This window comes from Telluria sp. AC161 (assembly GCF_979258535.1).
The window spans coordinates 3,094,962-3,120,038 of record NZ_OZ409861.1; the positions used below are offsets into that span (position 1 = coordinate 3,094,962).

The 25,077-nt window shown below is 63.6% G+C and carries 24 protein-coding genes; 7 read left to right on the top strand and 17 right to left on the bottom strand.

Annotated features, from left to right (window positions below; translation table 11 throughout):
• Positions 1-15: 15 nt before the first annotated feature.
• From dapA to ACZ0AJ_RS13895, 9 genes are all read right to left on the bottom strand, one after another.
• On the bottom strand, positions 16-900 hold the full coding sequence (dapA, locus tag ACZ0AJ_RS13855) for a 4-hydroxy-tetrahydrodipicolinate synthase (RefSeq protein WP_183555568.1): 885 nt from the start codon (positions 898-900) through the stop codon (positions 16-18).
• A 55-nt stretch (positions 901-955) separates the two neighbouring features.
• The gene (locus ACZ0AJ_RS13860; protein ID WP_499455124.1) at positions 956-1,543 is read right to left on the bottom strand and encodes a class I SAM-dependent methyltransferase; all 588 of its coding nucleotides are present in this window, start codon (positions 1,541-1,543) and stop codon (positions 956-958) included.
• Positions 1,544-1,547: 4 nt separating this feature from the next.
• Positions 1,548-2,201 (bottom strand): site-2 protease family protein, encoded by a 654-nt coding sequence (locus tag ACZ0AJ_RS13865; protein WP_183555569.1) that lies wholly within the window; start codon positions 2,199-2,201, stop codon positions 1,548-1,550.
• A gap of 81 nt (positions 2,202-2,282) precedes the next feature.
• Positions 2,283-2,906: an L-threonylcarbamoyladenylate synthase gene (locus ACZ0AJ_RS13870; protein WP_183555570.1), complete on the bottom strand. Its 624-nt coding sequence runs from the start codon at positions 2,904-2,906 to the stop codon at positions 2,283-2,285.
• 14 nt (positions 2,907-2,920) lie between these two features.
• Positions 2,921-3,802 carry a protease HtpX gene (htpX, locus tag ACZ0AJ_RS13875; RefSeq protein WP_499455127.1) on the bottom strand — a complete coding sequence of 294 codons (882 nt, stop codon included), beginning with the start codon at positions 3,800-3,802 and terminating at the stop codon, positions 2,921-2,923.
• Positions 3,803-4,022: 220 nt separating this feature from the next.
• The gene (locus ACZ0AJ_RS13880) at positions 4,023-5,186 is read right to left on the bottom strand and encodes an extracellular catalytic domain type 1 short-chain-length polyhydroxyalkanoate depolymerase (RefSeq protein ID WP_499455093.1); all 1,164 of its coding nucleotides are present in this window, start codon (positions 5,184-5,186) and stop codon (positions 4,023-4,025) included.
• An 11-nt stretch (positions 5,187-5,197) separates the two neighbouring features.
• Positions 5,198-5,614: a ribbon-helix-helix domain-containing protein gene (locus ACZ0AJ_RS13885; RefSeq protein WP_229424778.1), complete on the bottom strand. Its 417-nt coding sequence runs from the start codon at positions 5,612-5,614 to the stop codon at positions 5,198-5,200.
• 152 nt (positions 5,615-5,766) lie between these two features.
• Entirely contained in the window at positions 5,767-6,600 is an 834-nt protein-coding gene (locus ACZ0AJ_RS13890; RefSeq protein WP_499455094.1) for a 3',5'-nucleoside bisphosphate phosphatase, read from the bottom strand.
• A gap of 42 nt (positions 6,601-6,642) precedes the next feature.
• Entirely contained in the window at positions 6,643-7,530 is an 888-nt protein-coding gene (locus tag ACZ0AJ_RS13895) for an alpha/beta fold hydrolase (protein ID WP_499455096.1), read from the bottom strand.
• 163 nt (positions 7,531-7,693) lie between these two features.
• Here ACZ0AJ_RS13895 and ACZ0AJ_RS13900 point away from each other — a divergent pair, with 163 nt between their 5' ends.
• Complete coding sequence (locus tag ACZ0AJ_RS13900) at positions 7,694-8,218, top strand: gamma carbonic anhydrase family protein (RefSeq protein WP_183555575.1); 525 nt, start codon at positions 7,694-7,696, stop codon at positions 8,216-8,218.
• Positions 8,219-8,221: 3 nt separating this feature from the next.
• Entirely contained in the window at positions 8,222-9,202 is a 981-nt protein-coding gene (gene hslO, locus ACZ0AJ_RS13905; protein ID WP_499455097.1) for an Hsp33 family molecular chaperone HslO, read from the top strand.
• A 27-nt stretch (positions 9,203-9,229) separates the two neighbouring features.
• On the opposite strand, the gene ACZ0AJ_RS13910 is transcribed toward hslO, so the two are convergent.
• Positions 9,230-9,628, bottom strand: a complete 399-nt coding sequence (locus tag ACZ0AJ_RS13910) for a VOC family protein (RefSeq protein WP_499455098.1) — start codon at positions 9,626-9,628, stop codon at positions 9,230-9,232.
• Positions 9,629-9,864: 236 nt separating this feature from the next.
• On the opposite strand from ACZ0AJ_RS13910, the gene ACZ0AJ_RS13915 reads away from it, so the two are divergent.
• The gene (locus tag ACZ0AJ_RS13915; RefSeq protein ID WP_183555578.1) at positions 9,865-10,380 is read left to right on the top strand and encodes a Dps family protein; all 516 of its coding nucleotides are present in this window, start codon (positions 9,865-9,867) and stop codon (positions 10,378-10,380) included.
• A gap of 188 nt (positions 10,381-10,568) precedes the next feature.
• Here the strand turns inward: ACZ0AJ_RS13915 and ACZ0AJ_RS13920 are convergent, their stop codons facing one another.
• The 5 genes from ACZ0AJ_RS13920 to pyrG form a co-directional block, all read right to left on the bottom strand.
• A complete protein-coding gene (locus ACZ0AJ_RS13920; RefSeq protein WP_258835204.1) occupies positions 10,569-10,844 on the bottom strand; it encodes a helix-turn-helix domain-containing transcriptional regulator in 276 nt (91 codons plus the stop codon).
• A 10-nt stretch (positions 10,845-10,854) separates the two neighbouring features.
• Entirely contained in the window at positions 10,855-11,214 is a 360-nt protein-coding gene (gene ftsB, locus ACZ0AJ_RS13925) for a cell division protein FtsB (RefSeq protein WP_258835205.1), read from the bottom strand.
• 74 nt (positions 11,215-11,288) lie between these two features.
• Positions 11,289-12,575 carry a phosphopyruvate hydratase gene (gene eno, locus ACZ0AJ_RS13930; protein WP_258835206.1) on the bottom strand — a complete coding sequence of 429 codons (1,287 nt, stop codon included), beginning with the start codon at positions 12,573-12,575 and terminating at the stop codon, positions 11,289-11,291.
• A 97-nt stretch (positions 12,576-12,672) separates the two neighbouring features.
• Positions 12,673-13,527: a 3-deoxy-8-phosphooctulonate synthase gene (kdsA, locus tag ACZ0AJ_RS13935; RefSeq protein ID WP_183555582.1), complete on the bottom strand. Its 855-nt coding sequence runs from the start codon at positions 13,525-13,527 to the stop codon at positions 12,673-12,675.
• On the bottom strand, positions 13,524-15,221 hold the full coding sequence (gene pyrG / locus ACZ0AJ_RS13940; RefSeq protein ID WP_499455100.1) for a CTP synthase: 1,698 nt from the start codon (positions 15,219-15,221) through the stop codon (positions 13,524-13,526). The genes kdsA and pyrG overlap by 4 nt, the downstream gene beginning before the upstream one ends.
• Before the next feature lie 287 nt (positions 15,222-15,508).
• Here pyrG and ACZ0AJ_RS13945 point away from each other — a divergent pair, with 287 nt between their 5' ends.
• Both ACZ0AJ_RS13945 and ACZ0AJ_RS13950 read left to right on the top strand, forming a co-directional pair.
• Positions 15,509-17,320, top strand: a complete 1,812-nt coding sequence (locus tag ACZ0AJ_RS13945) for a methyl-accepting chemotaxis protein (RefSeq protein ID WP_499455101.1) — start codon at positions 15,509-15,511, stop codon at positions 17,318-17,320.
• A 360-nt stretch (positions 17,321-17,680) separates the two neighbouring features.
• Positions 17,681-19,015 (top strand): MFS transporter, encoded by a 1,335-nt coding sequence (locus ACZ0AJ_RS13950; protein WP_499455102.1) that lies wholly within the window; start codon positions 17,681-17,683, stop codon positions 19,013-19,015.
• 5 nt (positions 19,016-19,020) lie between these two features.
• Here ACZ0AJ_RS13950 and ACZ0AJ_RS13955 read toward each other — a convergent pair whose 3' ends face one another.
• Positions 19,021-19,704 carry an outer membrane beta-barrel protein gene (locus tag ACZ0AJ_RS13955; RefSeq protein ID WP_499455134.1) on the bottom strand — a complete coding sequence of 228 codons (684 nt, stop codon included), beginning with the start codon at positions 19,702-19,704 and terminating at the stop codon, positions 19,021-19,023.
• A gap of 166 nt (positions 19,705-19,870) precedes the next feature.
• The gene (locus ACZ0AJ_RS13960) at positions 19,871-21,121 is read right to left on the bottom strand and encodes a DUF2254 domain-containing protein (RefSeq protein WP_499456792.1); all 1,251 of its coding nucleotides are present in this window, start codon (positions 21,119-21,121) and stop codon (positions 19,871-19,873) included.
• Between the two features lie 205 nt (positions 21,122-21,326).
• Between ACZ0AJ_RS13960 and ACZ0AJ_RS13965 the strand changes: the two genes are divergently transcribed.
• Together ACZ0AJ_RS13965 and ACZ0AJ_RS13970 are read left to right on the top strand one after the other, a co-directional pair.
• Positions 21,327-22,703, top strand: a complete 1,377-nt coding sequence (locus ACZ0AJ_RS13965) for an MFS transporter (RefSeq protein ID WP_258835211.1) — start codon at positions 21,327-21,329, stop codon at positions 22,701-22,703.
• Positions 22,700-25,069: a GH36-type glycosyl hydrolase domain-containing protein gene (locus tag ACZ0AJ_RS13970; RefSeq protein WP_499455106.1), complete on the top strand. Its 2,370-nt coding sequence runs from the start codon at positions 22,700-22,702 to the stop codon at positions 25,067-25,069. Before ACZ0AJ_RS13965 ends, ACZ0AJ_RS13970 begins: the two co-directional genes overlap by 4 nt.
• Positions 25,070-25,077 lie beyond the last annotated feature (8 nt).

The window sequence follows — 25,077 nt, forward strand, 5'->3', positions numbered from 1 at the left end:
CGAACCCTTGCGGGTTCAGGATGGGGAATGAACGCCGGCTTCCACCAGGGCGGCACGTACGATCTCGTGGTATTGGGAGGACAGCGGCGCGAGCGGCAGGCGCAGGCCCGCCGGCATCTTGCCCATCTCGGCCAGCGCCCATTTGACGGGCACCGGATTCGGTTCGACGAACAACCTGGCGTGCAGGCCGAGCACGCGGTTGTTAATTTCGAGCGCGCGTGCGATGTCGCCGCTCATGGCAGCCACGCACAGCTCGTGCATCGCGCGTGGCGCCACGTTGGCGGTGACCGAAATATTGCCGGCGCCGCCGCAGAACATCAGCGCCATCGCGGTCGGATCATCGCCCGAGTACACGGCGAAGGATTTGTCGACCATCTTGAGCAGTTCGATGCCGCGCCCGATATTGCCGGTGGCGTCCTTGATGCCGACGATGTTCTCGATCGGCGCCAGGCGCGCGACCGTCTCGTTGGCCATGTCGGCCACGGTACGGCCCGGCACGTTGTACAGGATGATCGGCAGGTCGACGGCTTCGGCGATCGTGCGGAAGTGGCGGTACATGCCCTCTTGCGTCGGCCGGTTGTAGTACGGCACGACCTGCAGGGACGCGTCCGCGCCGACGCTCTTCGCGTGACGGGTCAGCGCGATGGCTTCCACGGTCGAATTGCCGCCAGTGCCGGCGATGACAGGGATGCGGCCGGCGACATGGTCGACGGCCAGCTTGACGAGTTCGCAATGCTCTTCCGGCGACAAGGTCGCCGATTCGCCGGTCGTGCCCACTATGACGATCGCGTCGGTACCTTCGGCGATGTGCCAGTCGATCAGCGCGCGCAGGGAATCGCGATCGACGGTGCCATCTTCGAACATCGGGGTGACGATTGCTACGATACTGCCCTTAATCATAATCTTTGGACCGTGCCATTCATTTAAAAATCTGATTGTAGCGGATAGCCCGCCCCTATGGTTCATTCCTGACCACAATATGGTCGAGCCAGGCCTCGGTTTTGCGGTACGCATGGCCGGCGGCGCACAGGCGCTGCACCTGCGCCGGATGGGGCCGCTCAACGTGGCCATCCTCGTACGCCAGCACCTGCAGGCCGCCATCGTGGGCCAGCGACAGCAGTTCGCCAGGTGCGAGCAGGAACGCCGGATTCGACGGTTTCCCATAGACCTCGTTACCTTGCGCGAAGGTTTCGTAGATCAGGATCCCGTCGGGCCGCAGGCTGGCCGCGATCTGCGCAAACAGCGGCCGGTGCAGGTAATTGGTGACGACGATGACGGCAAAGCGCCCCGCTTCGAATGGCCAGCCTGCGCCATCGGCCTCCAGATCCCAGGCCAGTGTCGTCACGCCCTTGCCTGCGCTGGCGGCCAGCGCGGCTGGATTGCGATCGACGGCCAGCACCTGGAAACCTTGCGCCGCGAGCAGGCGCGTGTGGCGCCCGTTGCCGCACGCCAGATCGAGCGCTTCGCCAGGCCGCGCGAGGGGCGCAAAGCGCGCTACCCAGGGCGACGCGGGCAAGGCCGCCATATGTGTGCCGGTGCTCATCGGCTCAGAGCAGGAAGAACGTGAACGGCGTGGCCGCCAGTTGCACCAGATAGCCACCCAGCGCCATCACCGGCGTGAGCCAGTAACCGACGACCCGGAGCATGACCAGCGCCAGCACGATGAAGAAGCCGTATGGCTCGATGCGCGCGAACGCGTAGGCCGCGCGGTGCGGCAACATCGCCGTGACGACCCGGCCACCATCGAGCGGCGGGATCGGCAGCAGGTTGAAGGCCATGATCAACAGATTGGTGACGATGCCGGCCTGCGCCACCTTGTGCGGGAATTCTTCACCGACCTGGAAGAATACGAGCAGCACGCCCAGGATCAGCCACAGGACGGCCATGATGAAGTTGGCAAACGGACCGGCCAGGGCCACCCACGCCATGTCACGCTTCGGGTTGCGCAGGCGGCCGAATTCGACGGGCACCGGCTTGGCGTAGCCGAACACGAAACCGCTGAACAGGAACATCACGATCGGGATCACGATGGTGCCCCAGATATCCACGTGCACCAGCGGGTTGAGGCTCATGCGCCCCTGCGAATAGGCGGTGTTATCGCCAAAATACTTGGCGGCGTAAGCGTGGGCGGCTTCATGCAGCGTAATCGCAAACAGGACCGGCAGCGCATACACCGCGATGGTGCGAATCGTTTCTTCCATGGGGGCTGATTCTATCAGAGCGCGGCGCGTACTTGACCGGTGGAATACTTAAGGCAGCCTTGAAGGCTGCAGCCCGCCTGATTACAGGCCGAACGCCGCCGGGTCGCCCCTGCCCTCGCGAATCAGCACCGGCTCGGGGCCGGTCAGGTCGATCACGGTGGTGGCTTCCAGCATGCCGGCGCCGCCGTCGATGATCAGTTCGATCTGTTTTTCAAGGCGCTCGCGCACTTCATCGGGATCCGACAGCATGTGTTCGTCGCCCGGCAGTTGCAGTGTGGTGCCGATCAGCGGCTCGCCCAGCTCTTCAAGCAGCGCCAGCGTAATGCGGTTTTCAGGGACGCGCAGGCCAATTGTCTTGCGCGACGGATGCGACAGGCGCCGCGGCAGCTCGCGCGTGGCTTCCAGGATCACCGTGTACGGGCCTGGCATCGTCGCCTTGAGCAGGCGGTATTGCGTGTTGTCCACGCGCGCGTACTGCGCCACTTCGGACAGGTCGCGCACCAGCAGCGTCAGATGGTGCTTGTCATCGACGCCACGGATACGGCGCAGCTTCTCGACCGCGTTCTTGTCGTCCAGCCGGCAGACGAGTGCGTATGCGGAATCGGTCGGCAGCGCGACGATGCCGCCGGCGCTGACGATCTGTGCAGCCTGCTTGATCAGGCGCGCTTGCGGGTTTTCAGGGTGAATCTGGAAAAACTGGCCCATGGATGGTGTCCTTGTTATTGGTTAGGCAGCGACTGGAGCGCGGCAATACGCTGCTCCATCGGCGGGTGGGTCGAGAACAGCGCGCCCCAGCCGCCGCCGCTGCCGGAAATGCCCGATGCCGACATCGCTTTCGGCAACGCACCCGGCGCGAAGCCACCCAGGCGGGCCAGCGCGTGCTGCATCGGCACCGGGCTACCCATCAGTTTGGCGGCGCCGGCGTCGGCGCGGAATTCGCGCTGGCGCGAGAACCAGGCCACGATGATCGAGGCGAGCAGGCCGAACAGGACTTCGCAGACCATCACGGTCAGGAAGTAGCCGATGCCGGGCGCGTCGCCCTCTTTACGGAACAGCAGCTTGTCAACGAAGAAGCCGACCACGCGCGCGAAGAACACGACGAAGGTATTGACCACACCCTGGATCAGCGTCAGCGTGACCATGTCGCCATTGGCAATGTGGGCAACCTCGTGACCCAGCACGGCTTCGACTTCATCCTGATTCATGCTCTGCAGCAGGCCGGTAGAGACGGCGACCAGCGCCGAATTCTTGAAGGCACCGGTGGCAAACGCATTCGGCTCGCCATCATAGACGGCGACCTCGGGCATGCCGATGCCGGCACGCTCGGCCAGGCGGCGCACGGTGTCCACCAGCCACTGTTCGGTGGAGCTGGACGGTTGCTCGATCACGCGCGCGCCGGTCGACCATTTGGCCATCGGCTTGCTCATCAGGAGCGAAATGAACGAGCCCGTGAAGCCGATGACGAGCGATGTCACGGCGAGCGTCGTGAAGTTGATGCCCTCCGCCGAGACGGCGCGGCCAAGACCGAACACGTTCATGACCAGCGTCAGCACCAGAACGACGGCAAGATTGGTGGCGAGGAAAAGAACAATGCGCTTCATGGCGGACAACTCCTGAATTAGTGACAGGATGCCAATATTGGGCTTCCTGTCGGAAAATTCAAGGGCGGACTCGCCTGCCCCACGATCTCCAGCACGTCGTTCCCGCGAAGGCGGGAACCCAAGTCCGCTGCGGGCCGATCACATGATGGCGACCACGTACGCTGAACTTGGGTTCCCGCCGGCGCGGGAACGACGTGCGGGTAGCTTGGATGCAGAAACCTCAGCGGCACTCCTTCAGGAAAAACCGCAGCATTTCCTTTGACGCCGACGGCCCTGCCGCATCGGTATGCGATCCTGCCGCATTGCCGCCGGCCCAGGCATGTCCTGCGCCCTGCACGACCCACTGCTCGGCCATCGCCCGGCCCGCGTCATCGCGCCAGACACTGCGGCGGCAACGGCGCCCGCCATGGGCGGCATCGTCGTGACGCACGCTCAGCGGCGTTGCGCGCAGGCCGGCGTGAGCGCCCACATACTGTTGCAGCACGGCGTCGCCATTGGCGGGCGCCACCACGTGATCGGTGCTGCCATGGAACACGATGACGGGCACCGCCTCGCGCAAGGCGCGGCCCTTGGCTGGCTTCTTCATGGCCTGCAAGCCGGTGATCATGTCGCGCCCGCTACCGGCCGGCAGGCCGGAGTGCACGCCCACTGCCGCGAACAGGTCGGGATACTCGGCGCCCAGCACCGCCGCCATCGCCCCGCCCGCCGACATGCCGGCCACAAACACCTGCGTCGGATCGGCGCCGTGCTCCTTGACGATCTGCCGCGTCAGTCCGGCGATGATGCCCGGCTCGCCCGCATCGCGCGCCTGGTGGCCTGACTCGAACCAGTTCCAGCACTGCGTGCGGTTCGACGCGCTGTCCTGCTCGGGGTACAGCACGAGGCAGTTGGCTTCTTCGGCCAAGCGGTTCATGCCGGTACCGAGCGCGAAATCGTCGGGATTCTGCGTGCAGCCGTGCAGCATGACGATCAGCGGGCGCGGCGTGGTCGACGGCTGGGACGGGATGTACAGCTTGTAGCGGCGGCGGCCAGCGGCGTTCGAAAAGACGCCTGCCGTGAAGGTGCCACCGGCGATGTCGTCCATGACCGCCACATCGTCATCTTGAGGCATGCCAATGCCGACACCGACGCCGGCGGCGCGCATGGCCGCCTGGCCCTTGCGCAGCTGGGCTTGCCAATCGGGCGCCGGGTTGATGTCCACAAAAGCCGTTGCGTCCTTGCTGGCGGGCGCGGCGCTCTGCCCCTGTCCATGCCCCTGCCCCGGCATCAGGCCGGCCTGCGCCAGCGCTTGCTGGATCGTGGCGGTGGCCGAGGCCACATCCTTGTTCTGCACGAGGCGGGCAGAGGTCATCATCTTGTTCATGAATTGGTCGAGCGATTTCATAGCGTTCCAGTCTAGGTAAGGGTGCGATCTGCCAGCGCGGCGCGCACGGCAGGTGATGCAACAAAGGCGCCCAGGACCTGGATCGAAGCGATCGCATTCCGGGCAAGTTCAGGTGATACGTTGTCTTCGATGACCGCCAGGCCCAGCACATGGATATCCAGTTGCTGACCCTCTGCCACCAGTTGCTCGAGTTCTTGCACCGAGTAGCGGTACAAGCCCATCACATAGCGCTTGCGCACGATGGTCTGGCGGATCACGTCGGCGTGCTGCGTGAGCAGGTTGCGAATGGCCGTGCGCACCAGGTCGGTACGGTTGGAATAGAACCCTTCCTCGACGAGCAGGTCGACCTGCGCCAGGTCGACCAGGCCGACGTTGACCGTGACCTTGTCGCTGTCAGGGAGTTTCTGTTGGGGTAAAACTGCTTTCATTGTGCTCTCCATACGCTGCATATACTCCAATTGGAGTATAAAACGGCTTTTACAAGAGCTGATGGGCAAATTCTTTATAAAAACAGGAAAGCAACAGGCGTGACGCGGCCAGCCGCAGGAGCGGCGGCCGTACAGGCAGACGCAAGGGAGTGTTAGAACCAGTCGTGCCAGACCGGCGTCACGCCGGATGGCAATGGTGGCAGTTCGGCGAACTCGACCCGCGATTCGCCGGGGGCGTGGAAGTCGGTGCCGCGCGATGCAAGAAAGCCGTAGCGGCGCGCGACTTCGGCGTAGGTGCCGTACTGGTCCGGCGTGTGGCTGCCGGTGACCACCTCGATGGCGGTGCCGCCCAACTGGCGGAACTCATCGAACAGCGCGCCCTGGGCCATATCGCTGAAGCGGTAGCGCCCCGGGTGTGCGATGACGGCGATGCCGCCCGCACCTTGAATCCAGCCCATTGCTTCGCCTAGCGTGGCCCAGCGATGCGGCACATAGCCCGGCTTGCCTTCGGTCAGAAAGCGGCGGAACACGTCGGACGTGGTCGTGCAGACACCGATCTCGCACAGGTAGCGCGCAAAGTGGGTGCGCGACATCAGGTCGGGATTGGCGACGTAGCGCAGCGCGCCTTCATACGGTGTAGGAATGCCGGCCTGCTCCAGCTGCGCCGCCATTTCGCGAGCCCGTTTTTCGCGCCCGTTGCGGGTTGCTGCCAGGCCCGCGATCAGTGCGGGGTTGTTCTCATCGACCTGCAGGCCGACGACATGGACCGTCTCGTTGGCCCAGGTCACCGAAATCTCGACGCCCGCCACGAAACGCATGCCCAGCGCCGTGGCCGCCTGCCGCGCCGCCTTCACGCCGCTGATTTCGTCATGGTCGGTCAGCGCCCATACATTCACGCCGCTCTTGCCGGCGTAAGCGGCAACGTCCGCTGGCGCAAGGACGCCGTCGGAGACATTGGAGTGGCAGTGCAGGTCGACTTTCAGCATGGGATATTCAGCAGGCGGGATGGACGCTGCATTGTACGCGCATCAATCTGCCGGCGCAGCGAGGAAGTCTTCGATCATGCGCGCCAGCAATTCGGGCTGGTCATGGTGCAGCATGTGGCCCGCCTGCGGCACCATGCGCGCTGTGACGTTCTTCAGATAGCCCATGCGGCGGTCGACCTCGGCGCGCGCCTGCTCCTTCGCGCCCATCCAGCGCCACATATCGGTGTCCTCGGCCTCGACCCACAGCACCGGCGCGGTGATGGCCGACCACGCCGCCATCATTTCGTCGACGTGGTATAGCAGCGGCCCCGTCATCTTGTGCGCCGGGTCGCCCAGGATGCGCCACTGGCCGTCGCGGTCCTGCTCGGACCAGTGGGCAGCGAGAAAGCTCGAGCGCTCATACGACAGGCGCGAATTGGTCTTGCGCAGGCGCGCCGCCACTTCGTCCAGGCTGGCATAGCCGCGCATCTCGGGTGGCGCGCGCAGTTCGTCGAGCCAGTTGGCCAGCCGTTTCGGATACTGCGCCGCCTTCGTGCCCGGCAGGCCGAAGCCTTCCAGATTGATCAGCTTGCCCACGCGATGCGGCCGCACGCCCGCGTACAGGCCGGCGATATTGCCGCCCATGCTGTGGCCGAGCAGGTTCACCGCCTCGTCCGGTGCGAAACGGTCGAGCAGCGCATCGAGGTCGGCCACGTAATCCGGGAACCAGTAGGTGTCGGCGCCCGAGCGGTCGCTGTGCCCGAAGCCGCGCCAGTCGGGTGCGATCACGTGCCAGTCGCCCTCCAGGGCATCGACGACGAACTGGAACGAGGCGGCCACGTCCATCCAGCCGTGCAGCATGAACAGCTTGGGCGCGCCCTCGTTCCCCCAATGGCGTACATGAAGACGCAGGCCGCGCACGGTGACAAATTCTGAACGTGAAAGTTTCATGAGGCCTCGAAAAAAGTACGATCGTTCAGGCAATTATATCGCTGGCCCGTTGAATTCGCGCAGCGTGGCCCCATCTGCCGGTTTTCGGGCAATGGCGAAGCCGGCGCTACCCGGGGCATGGGGCGGTAAAATAGCGCCATTCCAACCTTCTGCGAGCGCATCCATGGCCATTTACCAGCTGGGCGAACATGCACCCGAGATCGATCCGTCGGCGTTTGTCGCCGATTCGGCCACGCTGATCGGCAAGGTCACGCTGGCGGCCAATACGTCGGTGTGGTTCGGTGCCACGCTGCGGGGCGACAACGAACGCATCACCATTGGCGAAAACAGCAATGTGCAGGAAGGCACGGTGATGCACACCGATATGGGCTATCCGCTCGACATCGGCCAGGGCGTGACGATCGGCCACCAGGCCATGCTGCACGGTTGCACGGTCGGCGACGGTTCGCTGATCGGCATCGGCGCGGTGATCCTGAACGGCGCCCGCATCGGCAAGGGTTGCCTGGTCGGCGCCGGCGCGCTGGTCACCGAGAACAAGACATTTCCCGATCACTCACTGATCCTGGGTTCGCCCGCGAAAGTGGTGCGGACACTGACACAAGAAGACCTGCTGCGCCTGCAGGGCAATGCCGCGAGCTATGTCGCGCGAGGCCAGCTATTCAATACACAGCTAAAGAGAATCGGATAAAGAATGACGACACCAGACACCACGCTTGACATCACGCGCACCACCGGCGACACGCTGCAAAAATTCATCTTCGACAACGCCGCCGTGCGCGGCGAGCTGGTCGAAATTTCCGACACCTGGCGCGAGATCCAGGCGCGCCACGGCTACCCGAAAGCAGTGCGCTCGGTGCTGGGCGAGATGGTTGCTGCCTGCGCCCTGCTGTCAGCCAACCTCAAGTTCAACGGCTCGATCGTGATGCAGATCCACGGCGACGGCCCGGTGCGCCTGCTCGTGGTCGAATGCGACGCCGATCTGCGCATGCGCGCCACGGCCAAGCTGGCACCGGACGTCGACGTGACCGACGACGCGACGCTCGGCCAGCTGGTCAATGTGCAGGGCACTGGCCGCTTCGTGATCACGCTCGACCCGCTCGAAAAGATGCCGGGCCAGCAGCCTTACCAGGGCATCGTGCCGCTGGACGGTGACGACGTCGCCACGGTCATCGAAAACTACATGCTGCGTTCGGAACAGCTCGACACGCGCCTGTGGGTTGCTGCTGACGACAAGGTCGCGCGCGGCATGCTGCTGCAAAAGCTGCCACGTCACAGCGGCGCTGAAGACCAGACCAAGCAGGCATCCGAAGCGGAAGACCTGGAAACCTGGAACCGCGCCGCAGCGCTGGGCGGCACGCTCAAGCACGAAGAGCTGCTGTCGACCGACATCTCGACGCTGCTGCACCGCCTGTTCTGGGAAGAGACGATCCGCGTGTTCGATCCGATGCACCCGCAGTTTCACTGCAGCTGCAACCGCGAAAAGGTCGGCAACATGCTCAAGATGCTGGGCCAGCAGGAAGTCGAAACGGCGCTGGACGAGCTGGGCGAGCTGGGCATCAACTGCGATTTCTGCGGCAAGCATTATTCGTTCGACAAGGTCGATTGCGCGCAGCTGTTTGCCGTCGATACCGCAGCCCAGACGCTGATTCCGCCGAGCGGCAGCACGCATTAAGGCAATGCCTTGAAGCGCCGCAGCCCATCAGGGCTGCGGCGCTATCCACACCAGATTCCACAGATGACCATCGAGGTCCTCGAATCCCTGGTCGACCATGAAACCATGGTCTTCCAGCGGATGCGGAATACGGGCGCCCGCAGCGCGCGCCCGGGCGATCAAACCGACGAGTTCTTCGCGGCTCTCGCAACTCAGGCAAATAATCACCTCGTTGGCCTGATGCGCCGGCGCCACGGGTTTATCGATCAGCGAAGCGAAGAAGGCCTCGGTCATCAGCATGGCGTGGATGCAGTCGTCGACGATGACCATGTAGGCCGTGCTGTCGCTGCTGTATTGCGGCTTGAAGTGAAAGCCCAGCGCTGAAAAGAATGCCTTGGACCGGTCCAGATCGCTGACTGCAAGGTTCAAGATGACCTGCTTGTTCATGATGCCTCCAGTCTGACAAACGATGGAATCACGCATCCATGCCACGAACCGTGGCGCACTTTCATCGACACACCCCCAAAGGTAGCAGCGTTGCGCGCCCCTGTATTGCCCCGATTTCAGGAATTCATGCGGACTTCGACTTTTTGCGCGAAGTGATAAGCTGATGCTTGTTTGATACTGTTGTATTTTCAGACAGTGGCACCAAATACATCTCACTGACTAATGGAGAAACGCATATGAACATCGATATTGGCATCAACACCGAAGACCGCGCAAAAATCGTCGAATCGCTCTCGACCGTCCTGGCCGACAGCTACATGCTGTACCTCAAGACCCACAACTTCCACTGGAACGTGACCGGTCCGATGTTCCAGACCCTGCACGTGATGTTCCAGGAGCAGTACACCGAGCTGTGGACCGCACTGGACGATATCGCCGAGCGCATCCGCGCCCTGGGCCACTTCGCACCAGGCACCTACAAGCGCTATGTCGAACTGTCGACCATCACTGAAGAAACCGACGTGCCGTCGGCCAAAGAGATGATCCGTCAACTGGTCGAAGGCCAGGAAGCCGTGATCCGCACCGCGCGCGCTGCCGTGCGTATTGCTGACGAAATCGACGATTTCCCGACCGCCGACATGCTGTCGACCCGCATGGAAGTGCACGAGAAAAATGCATGGATGCTGCGCGCATTCCTGGAGCAAGGCGCAGGCCACGAGCAGGGCGACGCATCGTCGCAGTCGAAAGAGTAAGCATTAACGCGGCCTTTGCAGGCCGCTGTAGTCGCGCTCAGTGAGTTAGCGTAGAAACGTCGTTCCAGCGAAGGCTGGAACCCAAGCATGTCGCGCAGCCGGTAACTTTAAAAGTAACTGGTCTGCATGCAAACTTGGGTTCCCGCCTTCGCGGGAACGACGTTTTTTTACGTGCGTGGCGAAGCGTCTTACTTCCCGCCACTCATGTGCAGGTCGACGACCTTCATGATCTCGAGGGTCAGGTCCATATCGAACTCCCCTGCCGTCATCGCTGCCTGCAGCGCGTCGCGCGGCATGCCCACGCTGGCGGCCAGCTCGCCCAGGGCGGGTGCCTGCGCCACTGCCTGCAGGGCTGCCGTAATCACGGCGCCATCGCCATCTTCGAACGCTTCGGCCAGGCAGTCCGCGATCGCATCGAGCGAATCGAGGCTGGCGGGATCGATCGGGGTAGTTTCTTCGGTCATGATGATAGGTTCAGTGTGCGGCAGCGCCGGTCGGCTTGGCACCAGGTTTCGGCGGTGGCGGTGGTGGCGGCACGGTCATCGATTCGACCGGGATTTCATTCTTGCGCAGCACCTGCACGAAAATCTCGTTCTGCTTGATCATGCCCAGGTCGTAGCGCGCACGCTCTTCGACAGCGCCCGTGCCTTCGGTCAGGTCATCGACTTCGGAGTCGAGCTTGCTGTTGCGCGCCGCGAGTTGCTCGGTCTTGATGCGCGTGGTTTCGACCTGGTTCTGCATGTCGGCCACGGACAGCCAGCCGCCCTTGCCAAGCCAGAGGGGATACTGGATCAGCACGAGCAGAACAGCCAGGGCAATGGTGATCAGGCGCATGGTGAAAAACGAAGGAGATGAAAAAGCCGACGCGCGGGTGGGACGATCCCATCCCGCGCGCCGGCCCCAGGGGATTACTTCAGGTTGTAGAACGCGTCACGGCCCGGGTAGCTGGCGATGTCGCCCAGGTCTTCCTCGATGCGCAGCAACTGGTTGTACTTGGCCATGCGGTCCGAACGCGACAGCGAACCGGTCTTGATCTGCAGCGCATTCAGGCCCACGGCGATATCGGCGATGGTCGAATCTTCGGTTTCACCCGAGCGGTGCGAGATCACGGCGGTGTAGCCGGCGCGCTTGGCCATCTCGATGGCGGCAAACGTTTCGGTCAGCGTGCCGATCTGGTTGATCTTGATGAGGATCGAGTTGGCGATGCCCTTCTGGATGCCCTCTTTCAGGATCTTGGTGTTGGTGACGAACAGGTCGTCGCCCACCAGCTGGACCTTCTTGCCCAGTGCGGCGGTCAGCGTGGCCCAGCCTTCCCAGTCGCCTTCGTGCATCGCGTCTTCGATCGAGATGATCGGGTACTTGTCGCACCAGGTCGCGAGCATGTTGGTGAAGTCGGCTGCCGACAGGCTCAGGCCGCCTTCGCCTTCGAGCACGTAACGGCCATCTTTATAGAATTCGCTGGCGGCGCAATCGAGGCCCAGCGCGATGTCCTGGCCGGCAACGTAGCCGGCCTGCTCGATCGCTTCCATGATCAGCTTGATGGCTTCTTCGTGGTTGGCCACCGACGGGGCGAAACCGCCTTCGTCGCCGACTGCGGTGTTCAGGCCGCGTGCGTGCAGGATTTTCTTGAGCGTGTGGAACACCTCGGCGCCGTAGCGGATGGCTTCCTTGAACGACGGAGCGCCGATCGGGATGATCATGAATTCCTGGATGTCCAGGTTGTTGTCGGCGTGCGCGCCGCCGTTGATGACGTTCATCATCGGCACCGGCATCTGCATCGCGCCCGAACCGCCGAAGTAGCGGTACAGCGGCAGGCCCGCTTCTTCGGCAGCGGCCTTGGCCACGGCCATCGACACGGCCAGCATGGCGTTGGCGCCCAGGCGGCTCTTGTTTTCGGTGCCGTCGAGATCGATCAGGGTGCGGTCCAGGAACGCTTGCTCGTTCGCGTCCAGGCCCATGATCGCTTCGGAGATCTCGGTGTTGATATTTTCGCAGGCTTGCAGCACGCCTTTGCCGAAGTAGCGCTTCGGATCGCCGTCACGCAGTTCGATCGCTTCGCGCGAGCCGGTCGATGCGCCCGACGGCACTGCCGCGCGGCCCATCACGCCCGATTCGAGCAGGACGTCGCATTCGACGGTAGGGTTACCGCGGGAATCCAGGATTTCGCGGCCGATGATATCAACGATAGCACTCATGTTTCTCAGTCTCCAGAAGGTAGGTAATCTTGGGGGGACCACCGTGCTCCGGGTCCCCCAGGGATACCCGCAACACGGTGCATCCAAACCTGAACGGTTACTTGAAGTCGAATTCCAGGAACGGCGACTTCTTGACGACGCGGTCGATCTCGACCAGGGTCGTCAGGAGCTCTTTCATGCGCGCCAGCGGCACCGCATTCGGACCATCCGACATCGCATTGGCCGGATCCGGGTGCGTTTCCATGAACAGGCCGGCAATGCCGGACGCCACGGCGGCGCGCGACAGCACGGGAATGTGTTCGCGCTGGCCGCCCGACGACGTGCCCTGCCCGCCCGGCAGCTGCACCGAGTGGGTTGCATCGAACACCACCGGGCAGTTCGATTCGCGCATGATGGCCAGGCCACGCATGTCCGACACCAGGTTGTTGTAGCCGAACGAGGCGCCGCGCTCGCAGGCCATGAAGTTATCTTCTTCGAGGCCGGCGTCGCGCGCAGCGGCGCGCGCTTTGTCGATGACGTTCTTCATGTCGCCCGGGGCCAGGAACTGGCCCTTCTTGATATTGACCGGCTTGCCCGAACGCGCGCAGGCGTTGATGAAGTCGGTCTGGCGGCACAGGAACGCCGGCGTTTGCAGCACGTCGACGATGCTCGCGACATGCGGGATCATCTCGGCGTCATGCACGTCGGTCAGCACCGGCACGCCGATTTCGCGGCGCACATCGGCCAGGATCTCGAGACCCTTCTCGATGCCAGGGCCGCGGAACGATTTGCCCGACGAGCGATTGGCCTTGTCGAACGACGATTTGTAGATGAACGGAATACCCAGTGCCGCGGTGATTTCCTTGAGCGTACCCGCCGTGTCCATCGCCATCTGGCGCGATTCGATCACGCAGGTGCCGGCGATCAAAAAGATCGGGTGCTCGAGGCCGACGTCGAATCCGGCGAGTTTCATGCTGCGTCTCCTTGGAGTGCTGGTGCGGCCAGTTCAACGTTGGCGGCAGGATTGGTGTTCGATGCCTGGTGCGCCAGGGCGGCCTTGATGAACGACGTGAACAGCGGGTGACCGTTGCGCGGCGTCGACTTGAACTCGGGGTGGAACTGCACGCCCATATACCATGGGTGCGAGTTCGCGCCGGTGCGTGGCAACTCCATGATTTCGCAGAGGTCTTCGTTCGGCGTACGCGCCGACACGGTCAGGCCGGCAGCCTCGACCTTTGGCAGGTAGTGGTTGTTGCCTTCGTAGCGGTGACGGTGACGCTCGGTGACGACGTTACCGTAGATTTCGGCGGCCAGCGTGCCCGGGTTGACGGCGCAGGTCTGCGCGCCCAGGCGCATCGTGCCCCCCAGGTTCGAGTTGGTGTCGCGCTTTTCGACCTTGCCGTCGTGGTTCTGCCACTCGGTGATCAGGGCGACGACCGGCTGGTCGGTTTCAGGATCGAACTCGGTCGAGTTGGCGTTGGCCAGGCCCGCCATATTGCGTGCGTACTCGATCAGCGCGACCTGCATGCCCAGGCAAATGCCCAGGTACGGGATCTTGTTTTCGCGGGCGTAGCGGGCAGCGGCGATCTTGCCTTCGACGCCGCGCTTGCCGAAGCCGCCCGGCACCAGGATCGCATCGTACTTGGCCAGGTGGTCGCAGCCACGGGTTTCGATTTCTTCGGAATCGAGGTACTCGATATTGACGCGGCTTTCGGTGTGGATGCCGGCGTGGCGCAGCGCTTCGGTCAGCGACTTGTACGACTCGATCAGGTCGACATACTTGCCGACCATGCCGATCGTGACTTCGTGCTTCGGATTCTCGAGCGTGTGAATCAGCTTGGTCCACATCGACAGGTCGGCTTTTGGTGCGTCCAGGCCAAGCGCTTCGAGGATGATGTCATCCAGGCCCTGGTCGCACAGCACTTGCGGCACCTTGTAGATGGTGTCGACGTCCCACACCGAAATAACAGCCTGCTCTTCGACGTTGGCGAACAGCGAAATCTTGGCGCGTTCGTCGTCCGGGATCGGGCGGTCGGCGCGGCACAGCAGCGCGTTGGGCGAGATACCGATTTCGCGCAACTTCTGCACGCTGTGCTGGGTCGGCTTGGTCTTGAGTTCGCCGGCCGAGGCGATGAACGGCACGAGCGTCAGGTGCACGAATGCGGCGCCCTTGCGGCCCGAACGCAGCGACAGCTGGCGCGCCGCTTCGAGGAACGGCAGCGACTCGATGTCGCCGACGGTGCCGCCGATTTCGACCAGCGCCACGTCGACGCCTTCGGCGCCGCGACGGATGTAATCCTGGATCTCGTTGGTGATGTGCGGGATCACCTGCACGGTCTTGCCGAGGTATTCGCCACGACGTTCCTTGCGGATCACCGATTCATAGATCTGGCCCGTGGTGAAATTATTCACCTTTTTCATGCGGGTGCTGATGAAACGCTCGTAGTGGCCAAGGTCGAGGTCAGTCTCGGCGCCGTCGTCGGTGACGAACACTTCGCCGTGCTGGGTTGGACTCATGGTGCCCGGATCGACGTTGATGTACGGATCGAGCTTGAGCATGGTGACTTTGAGACCGCGGCTCTCGAGGATTGCGGCGAGGGAGGCGGCTGCAATCCCTTTGCCCAGGGAAGAGACGACGCCGCCAGTGACGAATACGAATTTGGTCATTGTGCTGATGGTGCCGAACGGCACACGCGGGAAATAGAAATTATACCTTAAAGCGGCAAATATCGCCTCATATCAAGGCGTTAACTTCTCTGGCAACACTGTCGCTGGCCGATCACAAAACCACAAATTACCACCCATTCTCAGTGCATTTTCGTTTCAACTGGGCAATAATTGGGGCAGCAAGTTCAGACTTCAAATTAATTACAACACCAGTCGAGACAGTCGGCAGCTCCCGCAGTCCCCGGTTCCGGACCGCGCCGCACTTAGACATTTCACCTAGAGCACACATGGGCAACTTTATCAAACTCAATATCGGAACGCGACTGGCAGCAGGATTCGCGCTGACCCTCATGATGACGGTCATTATCGCGACCGTTGGCGTCTGGCGGCTGAATCAGGTTGCGCAGGAAACGCAGATCATCCTGGCCGAGCCGCTCGCGAAAGAACGCATGATCGCGGAGTGGTACACGCAGATTTTTGCCGCCGTGCGCCGTACCGCCGCCATCGTCAAGAGCAGCGATGGCTCGCTGACCGCCTACTTCAAGGAAGATGCGGCCGCCACCGGCAAGCTGTCGGCCGATCTGGTCAAGAAGATCGAACCGTTGATCAGCGGTGACGAGGAAACCGCCCTGTTCAAGTCGGTGATGGAACACCGCGCCGCCTACAGCAAGGCACGCGACGGCGCCGTCAAGGCCAAGGCCGAGGGCAATACCGAACTGGCCGAGCAAATCCTGACCCAGCAATTCACGCCGGCCGCCAAAGCTTACGAAGGGCGTGTCCACGATCTGGTCAAGCTGCAGCAACAGCACATCAGCGACAGCGCCGCAATGATTGCCGGCACCGCGTCACGTGGCAAGGTCGTCATCGGCTCGCTGGCCGGCGGTGCCCTGCTGCTGGGCGGCGTCTTCGCCTGGCTGCTGACCCGCTCGATCACGCAGCCGCTGCGCCGCGCCGTGCAGGCTGCCGAACAAGTTGCGGCCGGCGACCTGACCGTGCGCATCGACAGCAGCGCCAGCGATGAAACCGGCGCCCTGCTGCGCGCGCTGGGCAATATGAATGCCAGCCTGGCCAAGATCGTCGACGAAGTGCGCACCGGCACCCAGACCATCAGCGGCGCGTCGGGCGAGATCGCCGCCGGCAGCTTCGACCTGTCGAGCCGCACCGAACAGCAGGCCGCAGCACTGGAAGAAACCGCCGCCTCGATGGAAGAACTGACGGGCACCGTGCGCCAGAACGCCGACAATGCGCGCCAGGCCAACCAGCTGGCCATTGCCGCGTCGAGCGTCGCGACGCAGGCCGGCGCCTCGGTCGACCAGGTCGTCGCCACGATGGGCTCGATCAACGAGTCGTCGCGCAAGATCGTCGACATCATCAGCGTCATCGACGGCATCGCGTTCCAGACCAATATCCTGGCCCTGAACGCTGCTGTCGAAGCAGCGCGCGCCGGCGAGCAGGGCCGTGGCTTTGCCGTCGTCGCATCCGAAGTGCGGACGCTGGCGCAGCGTTCGGCGGCGGCCGCCAAGGAAATCAAGGGCCTCATCGGCGACTCGGTCGACAAAGTCGACACCGGCACCAAGCTGGTCGACCAGACGGGCGCGACGATGCGCGAAGTGGTGGACTCGATCCGCCGCGTGACCGACATCATGGGCGAGATCTCGTCGGCCAGCCAGGAGCAGATCACCGGCATCGACCAGGTCAACCAGGCCATGGGCCAGATGGACAACGCGACCCAGCAGAACGCCGCACTGGTCGAAGAAGCCACTGCCGCAACGGCGTCGCTGCAGGATCAGGCCAGGCGCCTGGCGCAGGTGGTCGACGTGTTCAAGCTCGACGCCGCGCACACGACGCCGGTCGTCGCCAGCGCGCCCGTCAAGCGTCCGCCACCGGCGCGCCCGGCGCTGAGCAAGCCTGCGCCGCGTGCGGCAGCCAAGCCTGCTGTGGTGTCTGCTGCTACGTCTGCCGAAGAGCCAGTCAGCAAGTCCGCGAAAAAGCCGGCAGAAAAGCAGGCAGCGAAACCAGTCAGCAAGCCGATCGCCAAACCAGCCAGCAAGCCGGTCGCCACCACCAAGATGAATGAAGCGGAGTGGGAAGAGTTCTAAGCTTCCAGCCGCTGCCAGAAAAAACCGCCGTCCCCGCTTCGGGCACGGCGGTTTTTTACTTCCTGATCGTAACTTTCAACAACGTCGCACATCCGCACGAAATTCACTAACAAGTTAACACATTTGTGCAAATGTGATACTATTTGGAAAGATCAACTCCGGTCTCACGTAATGGCGCGGTCACGTGTCGTTGCTTGCCGTTCCCACGGCATGTCACGGGCATCCTTGCCCTGAGTTCCTCTCCGGAACTGCCCTACCACGCGTCCCCGCTGCGCGCACTTCGCCCCTTCCGGGTTGCCCATCGCGTTCATGAACGCCACGATTTTGCAGGTGCTAATTTTGTCTCCAACCACAAACTGCATGCCAACGGCATCGCCACATCTTCCCTCTTCCCAACCGGGCATCCTCGACAGGCTGTGCGACAAGCTCGGGATTCCCCGCTCACTGCTGTGGGGCTTCGTCGGCCTGCTGATCTTCATGATCGGCGATGGCGTCGAACTCGGCTACCTGGCGCCCTACCTGGCCCAGAAAAACATGGTCGAAGCCGATATCGCGGTCCTGTTTACCGTGTATGGCGTGACGGTAGCGATCGGCTCCTGGTGTGCCGGTGCGCTGTCGAATATCTGGGGTCCGAAGAAAGTCATGCTGATCGGCGCCGGTATCTGGGTCGTGTTCCAGGTGGTGTTCCTGACATTCGGCGTCGGGCAGATGAGCTATCCGATGATGTTGGCCGGCTACGCTCTGCGCGGCTTCGGCTATCCGCTGTTTGCCTACGGCTTCCTGGTCTGGATCGTCGCCGCCACGCCAGCCAAAAAGCTCGGCCTGGCGATGGGCTGGTTCTGGGTGGCGTATGCGGCCGGCCTGCCGACCCTCGGCGCGCTGGTGGCGAGCTTCTCGGTACCGCTGATTGGCGCGCTGGCCACGTTCTGGCTCTCGCTGGTCCTGGTGATTGGCGGCGCCGCGCTGGCTCTGCTGTGCGTGAAGGATGCCGCCGGCACCAAGCGCCTGGCGCCAGTTGGCGAAAAGCCGCTGACGTCACTGATGGGCAGCGTCTCGATCATGTGGGAGGAGCCGAAGACCTCGCTCAGCGGCGTGGTGCGCACCATCAACACGGCGTCGATGTTTGGCTTCTTCATCGTGTTGCCGGGCTTCTTCATGGACGTCATCGGCTTCACGCTGGAGCAGTGGCTGCGCCTGGTGACGGTGATTTTTGTCGCCAATATTGCCGGCAACATCATCTCGAGCCGCCTGGCCACCCGCTTTGGCCTGCGCAACACGGTGATCTGGATGGGCGCCGTCGGCAGCGCCATCACGACGCCGCTGTTCTTCTACATGCCGCAGCTGTTTATCGGCAACTTCTACATCGCCGCACTGTTCGGTGCGATGTACGGCATGACGCTGGGCGGCTTCGTGCCCCTGTCGGCATTGATGCCGCTGCTGGTGCCGAAAAATCGCGCCGCCGCGCTGTCAGTGCTGAGCCTGGGCGCGGGTGCATCGACCTGGGTCGGGCCGGCGATCGTTGCCATCTTCAGCGCGTCGCTGGGCGTGGCGGGCATCATCTGGATCTTTGCCGGTCTGTATGCGCTCAGTGCGTTCCTGATGATTCCGCTGCGCGATCCGGAAGAACTGCGTGACGACAAGGTGGCAAAGCGTGCTTCCGCGCCGGTCGCAGCGGCACCCGCCGCCGCGCACTGACGGGATCAGAAGCCCAACTGCATATTGCCCTTGATGCCGTCCCTGATGACACGGCCAAGTTTATTGGCTGTGTCGCCATGCCGCGAGAACTCGGCGTTGACCGATGTTGATTTGTCGAGCTTGAGCTTGGCACCAGCGCCCGTATACAGCCCTGTATCGGACCCGGAATCGATTTCTGGACCAGCGCCGTTGTGAACCCACGTATCGGGCCCGGCATTGATGCTGCGCTTGATTTCGCTGTAGGCGATCCCCGCCTTGGCATACGCCGACAGGCGCGCATCCTCGGGCGTCGATAGCTTGACGGCCAGATGGTTGCTCGAGCCTTTCTCGCCAAGCCCCTGCGATGCACCCTCGGCCCTGCCCTGCTCTTCCCGATACAGGCCGCGGTCGGGCAGGTTGACGTAACCGGCCTCGAGCGCGACATGCGGGGCGACCTTGACCCCGGCGATCAGCCGCGGATCGCGCCGGAAGCCCTTGAAGATGTGGTCATTGGGTTGTGCAGCAACGTTCGCGCCATACACGCGGGACGCAGGTGTGCGCGTTCCGGCAAACGGATCAGGTGCGTGCAGCTCATCGGCCTTGAGTGCCGCCGGCCCGGCCGGCGTCTGGATTGGCAGCAGTTCCTGCGCCTGCACCGCGCACGCGGCGAGCGTGCCAACGGCCAGCGCCATGATCCGGGTCATCGTCATCTTCATCCCTCCAATGGACAGACCTGAAGCTTACGCTGGAAAGCGTCTGGCGCGGCATGCGCATTGCATGGTTTGGTAACAAGTTGTCGCGGCAGCCTGCATGCAGGACGATAGGCGTGGGAATGAGCGCTCATGCCAGCGCCGTCTGACCCGGCAGACATGCCGGTTACCAGTAATCAGCATGCCTGCGGCGCAGTTGCGCCAGGTCCGGCGCGAAATCCAGGGCGGCTGCCGAGCGTGCCAGGGCCTCGTCGGCCTGGCGCTGCGCCACGGCGCGCAGGTGCGGATCGCCGCAGCGACCCAGCTCGCCGCACACCCACTGCAGGTGCAGCGCGATTTCCAGCACACCCGCGCCATCGCGGGCCAGCGGCGGGAAGATATCGTTGAACATGTCGTCCAGCGACAGCGGCGGCACTTCGATGCGGTCATGGTCCGGCTCGACGCCGAAATCGGGATGGGTCCATGCATCGAATATCCGGTAGACCGCGTTGAGCACGACAATGGCAGTGCCGGGATCGTTGATGCCGGGGGATAGCGCGCGGCTGCCGATCTCGGTCAGCACGACCAGCCCGAAGCCCGGGTCTTCGTCGAACTGGCGCAGTGGGCCAATGGTAAATGAATTGGCGATCAGGTCCGGTTCGATCGTGCCGGCGTCTTGCCCATCGGGCAGCACGTAGCCGATGGGGCGCGAGCAGACGATCAGCGCGCCGGGCGCAACGGCCAGCGTGATGCGCAGCTTGCGCTCGGCGGCGATGCGCTGCAGGGCATCCATGTCCACCCGCTGCAGATAGCCACTCGCCTGGCTGTGAAAGGCCAGGCCGGCCGGTGGCCCGTAGGCCACCATGCCGCCCATGCAGGGCACCCGGGTGCGGCGCGCCATCGCTTCGGCGGCCGCCCGTTCGACCCGGGCAATCACCGCGCCCAGGCGGCCCAGACGCGCGATGCTGTCGACCCAGCGCACGAACACGAGCACGACGATCACCAGCGTGAGCAGGGTCAGCACGAACAGGGTGAAGCGACCCGGCTTGCCGAAATAGTCGTTGGTCGTCGCGCTCAGGCCGATGATGGCGAAAATGAAGGCGCCAACAAAGATCGACAGCGCGTTCTGCGAGACGTCGTCGGCAATCACGAGCGGAAACGCGCGCTCGGTGGCCGACTGTCCGGTCGACGCATACGCGGCCACCATCGACGCGACGGCAAACGTCGCGACGCCCAGCATGCTGGCGGCGATCACCTTGAGCAGGTCGACGATCGAGCCTTGCGCGATTTCCGGCACCTTCCAGTCGATCGGGATGCTGTCGACCAGGTGCGCCAGCGCCACGCCGGCAACGGATAAAACGCAGGCGATCATGGGCTTGACCCACAGGCGCTCGCGCAGGCGGTTCATCAGGAAGTGCATTCGGGCCGGCAGGATCATGGTGGTCAATCGACTCCTCTAGTCAAAACGTGTCGTCGCAGGCTGCCCCGGCAGTGTAAAGCAATGATCAAAACGACCATATCTCAATACGGCTCGTCGGCACGCCGCGGTGTGTTGACACGCCATCCTGGCAGCGCCATACTTGCCCGATGTTAGCGTTATCAGTGAATGCTGGCATTACCATAAAAATATCTGGAGACAATCAATGTTCAAGCGCGGGCCTGAGACACCTGTGGCGACGGGCGGCAACCTCGCCTGGCGAGAAAAGATCAGCTATGGCGTAGCCGACATGGGCTTCAATTTTTATTGGGCCAATATCGCCACCTTCCTGCTGATCTTTTATACCGACACATTCGGCATTTCGGCGGCGCAGGCGGCCACCCTGCTTGCTTCGATCAAGCTGATCAACGCCTTTACCGACCCCGTGATCGGCGCCTTTGCCGACCGCACCAATACCCGCTTCGGCAAGTTCCGGCCCTACCTGATCTGGATGTCGATCCCCCTTGGCGCGGCCGCCGTGCTCACCTACACCACGCCCGACCTGGACGCCAACGGCAAGCTGCTGTGGGCCTACGGCAGTTATCTGGCGATGATGGTCTGCTACACCTGCGTGAACATTCCCTACAACGCGCTCTCCGGCGTGATCTCGAACGACCCGCAGGAACGCTCGACGATCAACGGCCTGCGCTTCATCTTTGCCTTCGCCGGCAGCACGCTCGTCACAGCCGCCACACCGGCGATGGTGGCATGGCTCGGCGCCGGTGACGACGTGCGCGGCTGGCAGTTGACGATGCTCGCGTGGAGCGTGGCGGCATCGGTCATGTTCCTGATTACGTTCCTCAATACGCGTGAACGCGTGCTGCCCCCGCCCGGCCAGAAGAACGACGTCTGGCGCGACATCCGCGACCTGGCGTCCAACCGGCCCTGGGTCGTGCTGTTCGTGCTGGCCCTGGTCATCATGGTGACGATCACGCTGCGCACCACGACCTCGGCCTACTACTTCAAGTACGTCGTTGGCCGCCCCGAACTGATGGCGACCTTCGTGCCGACCTATATGGTGTTTGCCGCCGTCGGCGCGGCCTGCACGCCGCTGCTCACGCGCTTCATCGACAAGAAGCTGCTGATGATCCTCTTGATGAGCTGCACCGCCGTGCTGTCGTCGCTGTTCTTCCTGATTCCGGCCGACCGGATCGACCTGATGTTCGTGCTGCAGGCAGGCCTGGGCTTCGTGCTCGGGCCCAAGTCGCCGCTGGCGTTTTCGATGTATGCCGACACCGCCGACTACAACGAATGGCGCACCGGCCGGCGCGCCACCGCGATGACCTTCGCTGCCGCGACCTTTTCGCAAAAGCTCGGCACCGCGGTGGCGGTCAGCGTCATCGGCGCCGTCTTCACCTGGCTCGGCTACGTGCCCAACGCGGCGCAGAGCGTCGGCTCGCAGGCCGGCATCGTCTGGCTGATGTCGTTCGTGCCGGCCGCCTTTGCGCTGGTGGCCGTGCTGGTGATGTGCTTGTACAACCTCGACGCCAAGGCCCTGGCGCGCATGGGCGCCGAACTGGCCGCGCGCAAGGCGGCGCCATGATTCCAATGGAGATTGCCCCGATGCTGTACCCGCAAGACGACCGCTATGTGCTCACCAGCCCGACCGCCATGCCGCAGGCGGGCGGCTTCCTGTGGAACCGCAGGATGATGATCCAGACCACCTGCCGCGGCTACGCCACCGCGCAGTTCATGCAGCCCGAACCCGGCAAGTACTCGCACGGCCCGAACATGGAAGCAAAATCGTTCATGCAGCCGGAGCAGAATTACTACGCCCACCATCCGGGCCGCTTCGTGTACGTGAAGGACGAAGACACGGGCGAGCTGTTTTCGGCGCCGTATGAACCGGTGCGCGGTGGGCTCGATCGCTATGCGTTCTCGGTCGGGCGCACCGACCTGCAATGGACGATCGAAAAGCTCGGCATCCGCATCGACCTGACGCTCGCGCTGCCGGTCGACGACGTGGCCGAACTGTGGACGATAGCCGTCACCAATCTGACGGAGCGCCCGCGCCGCATCAGCATCTACCCGTACTTCACGGTCGGCTACATGTCGTGGATGAACCAGTCGGCCGAGTACCGGCACGACCTGGGCGGCATCGTCGCAACCTGCATCACGCCGTACCAGAAGCTGGATGACTTCTTCAAGAACCGCCTGCTGAAAGACCGCACCGTGCTGCTGTGCGAGCAAGCACCGGACGCCTGGGAAACCGGGCAAAAGGTGTTCGAAGGCGAAGGCGGCCTGCATGCGCCATCGACGCTAACGCCCGCGCTGCTGCCCTGCGGCGACGCGCGCTACGAAACGCCAGCCGCCGTCGTCCAGTACCGCCTGGCCCTGGCGCCCGGCGAGGCCGCCACCCGCCGCCTGCTGTTCGGCCCTGCGTTCGACGATGCCGAGATCACCCTGCTGCGCCAGCGCTACCTGAGCGAAGAAGGCTTCGCCGCCGCCGCCCGCGACTACGCCGCCTACATCGCCGAGGGCGATGGCGTGCTGCAGATCGTCACGCCCGACCCCGAGCTGGATAATTTCGTCAACACGTGGCTGGCGCGCCAGGTGTATTACCACGGCGACGTCAATCGTCTCAGCACCGACCCGCAGACCCGCAACTACCTGCAGGACAATATGGGCATGGTGTTCGTCAAGCCGGCCGCTGCCCGCGCCGCCTTCCTGCATGCGCTGAGCCAGCAGGAAGAAAATGGAGCCATGCCGGACGGGATCCTGCTGTTCGAAGGCGCCGAACTCAAATACATCAACCAGATCCCGCACACCGACCACTGCGTCTGGCTGCCCGTGTGCCTGCAAGCCTATCTCGATGAAACAGGCGATGCAGCCATCCTCGACGTGCCGGTCAGCGCGCACGGCGGCGACGTCAAATCTGCGTTCGAGCGCATCTGCCTGGCGATGGACTGGCTCTTGCTGCGGCGCGATGCACGGGGCCTCTCCTACATCGAACAGGGCGACTGGTGCGATCCGATGAACATGGTCGGCTACAAGGGCCGCGGCGTCTCGGGCTGGCTGACCGTGGCGGCCGCCTACGCGCTGAACCTGTGGGCCGACGTCTGCGCCGCGCGCGGCGACGAAGCGATGCAGGCGCGCTACCGCGACGGCGCCGCCGCCATGAACGCCTCTGCCAACGCGCACCTGTGGGATGGCAGCTGGTTCGCACGCGGCATCACCGACGACGACGTCAAGTTCGGCGTGGCGGCCGATACCGAAGGCCGCATCTACCTGAACCCGCAAAGCTGGGCATTCCTCTCGGGCGCCGCAAACGATGCACAGCGCGCGCAGATGCTGCCCGAGATCGACGCGCAATTGAAGACACCCTACGGCGTGCAGATGTTCGCCCCGCCCTACAGCGCCATGCGCGAAGACATCGGCCGCGTCACGCAAAAGCATCCCGGCTCGGCCGAGAATGGCGCGGTCTACAACCACGCCGCCGTGTTCTACATCTTCAGCCTGTACACGATTGGCGAGGCCGACCGCGCCTTCGACGCGCTGCGCAAGATGATTCCGGGTCCGGACCTGGCCGACTACCTGCAGCGCGGCCAGCTGCCCGTATTCATTCCCAACTACTACCGCGGCGCGTACCACGAGTACCCGCGCACGGCCGGGCGCTCGAGCCAGTTGTTCAACACGGGCACCGTGGCCTGGGTCTATCGCTGCCTGATCGAAGGCCTGTGTGGCCTGAAAGGGGATGCGGACGGCTTGACGGTCAATCCGCAACTGCCGTCCGGCTGGCCCGGCATGACGGTCACGCGGCGCTTCCGCGGCGCGACGTTCGAGGTGGATATCCGGCGCGGCGCGGTCGAGCGCACGGTGGTGATCTGCGACGGTATCGAACTGGCTGCGGCCCACGTCGACAACATCGACGCGGGCCGCACGTATCGCTTGCAGGTGACCGTCCGCTAGGCGGCCCG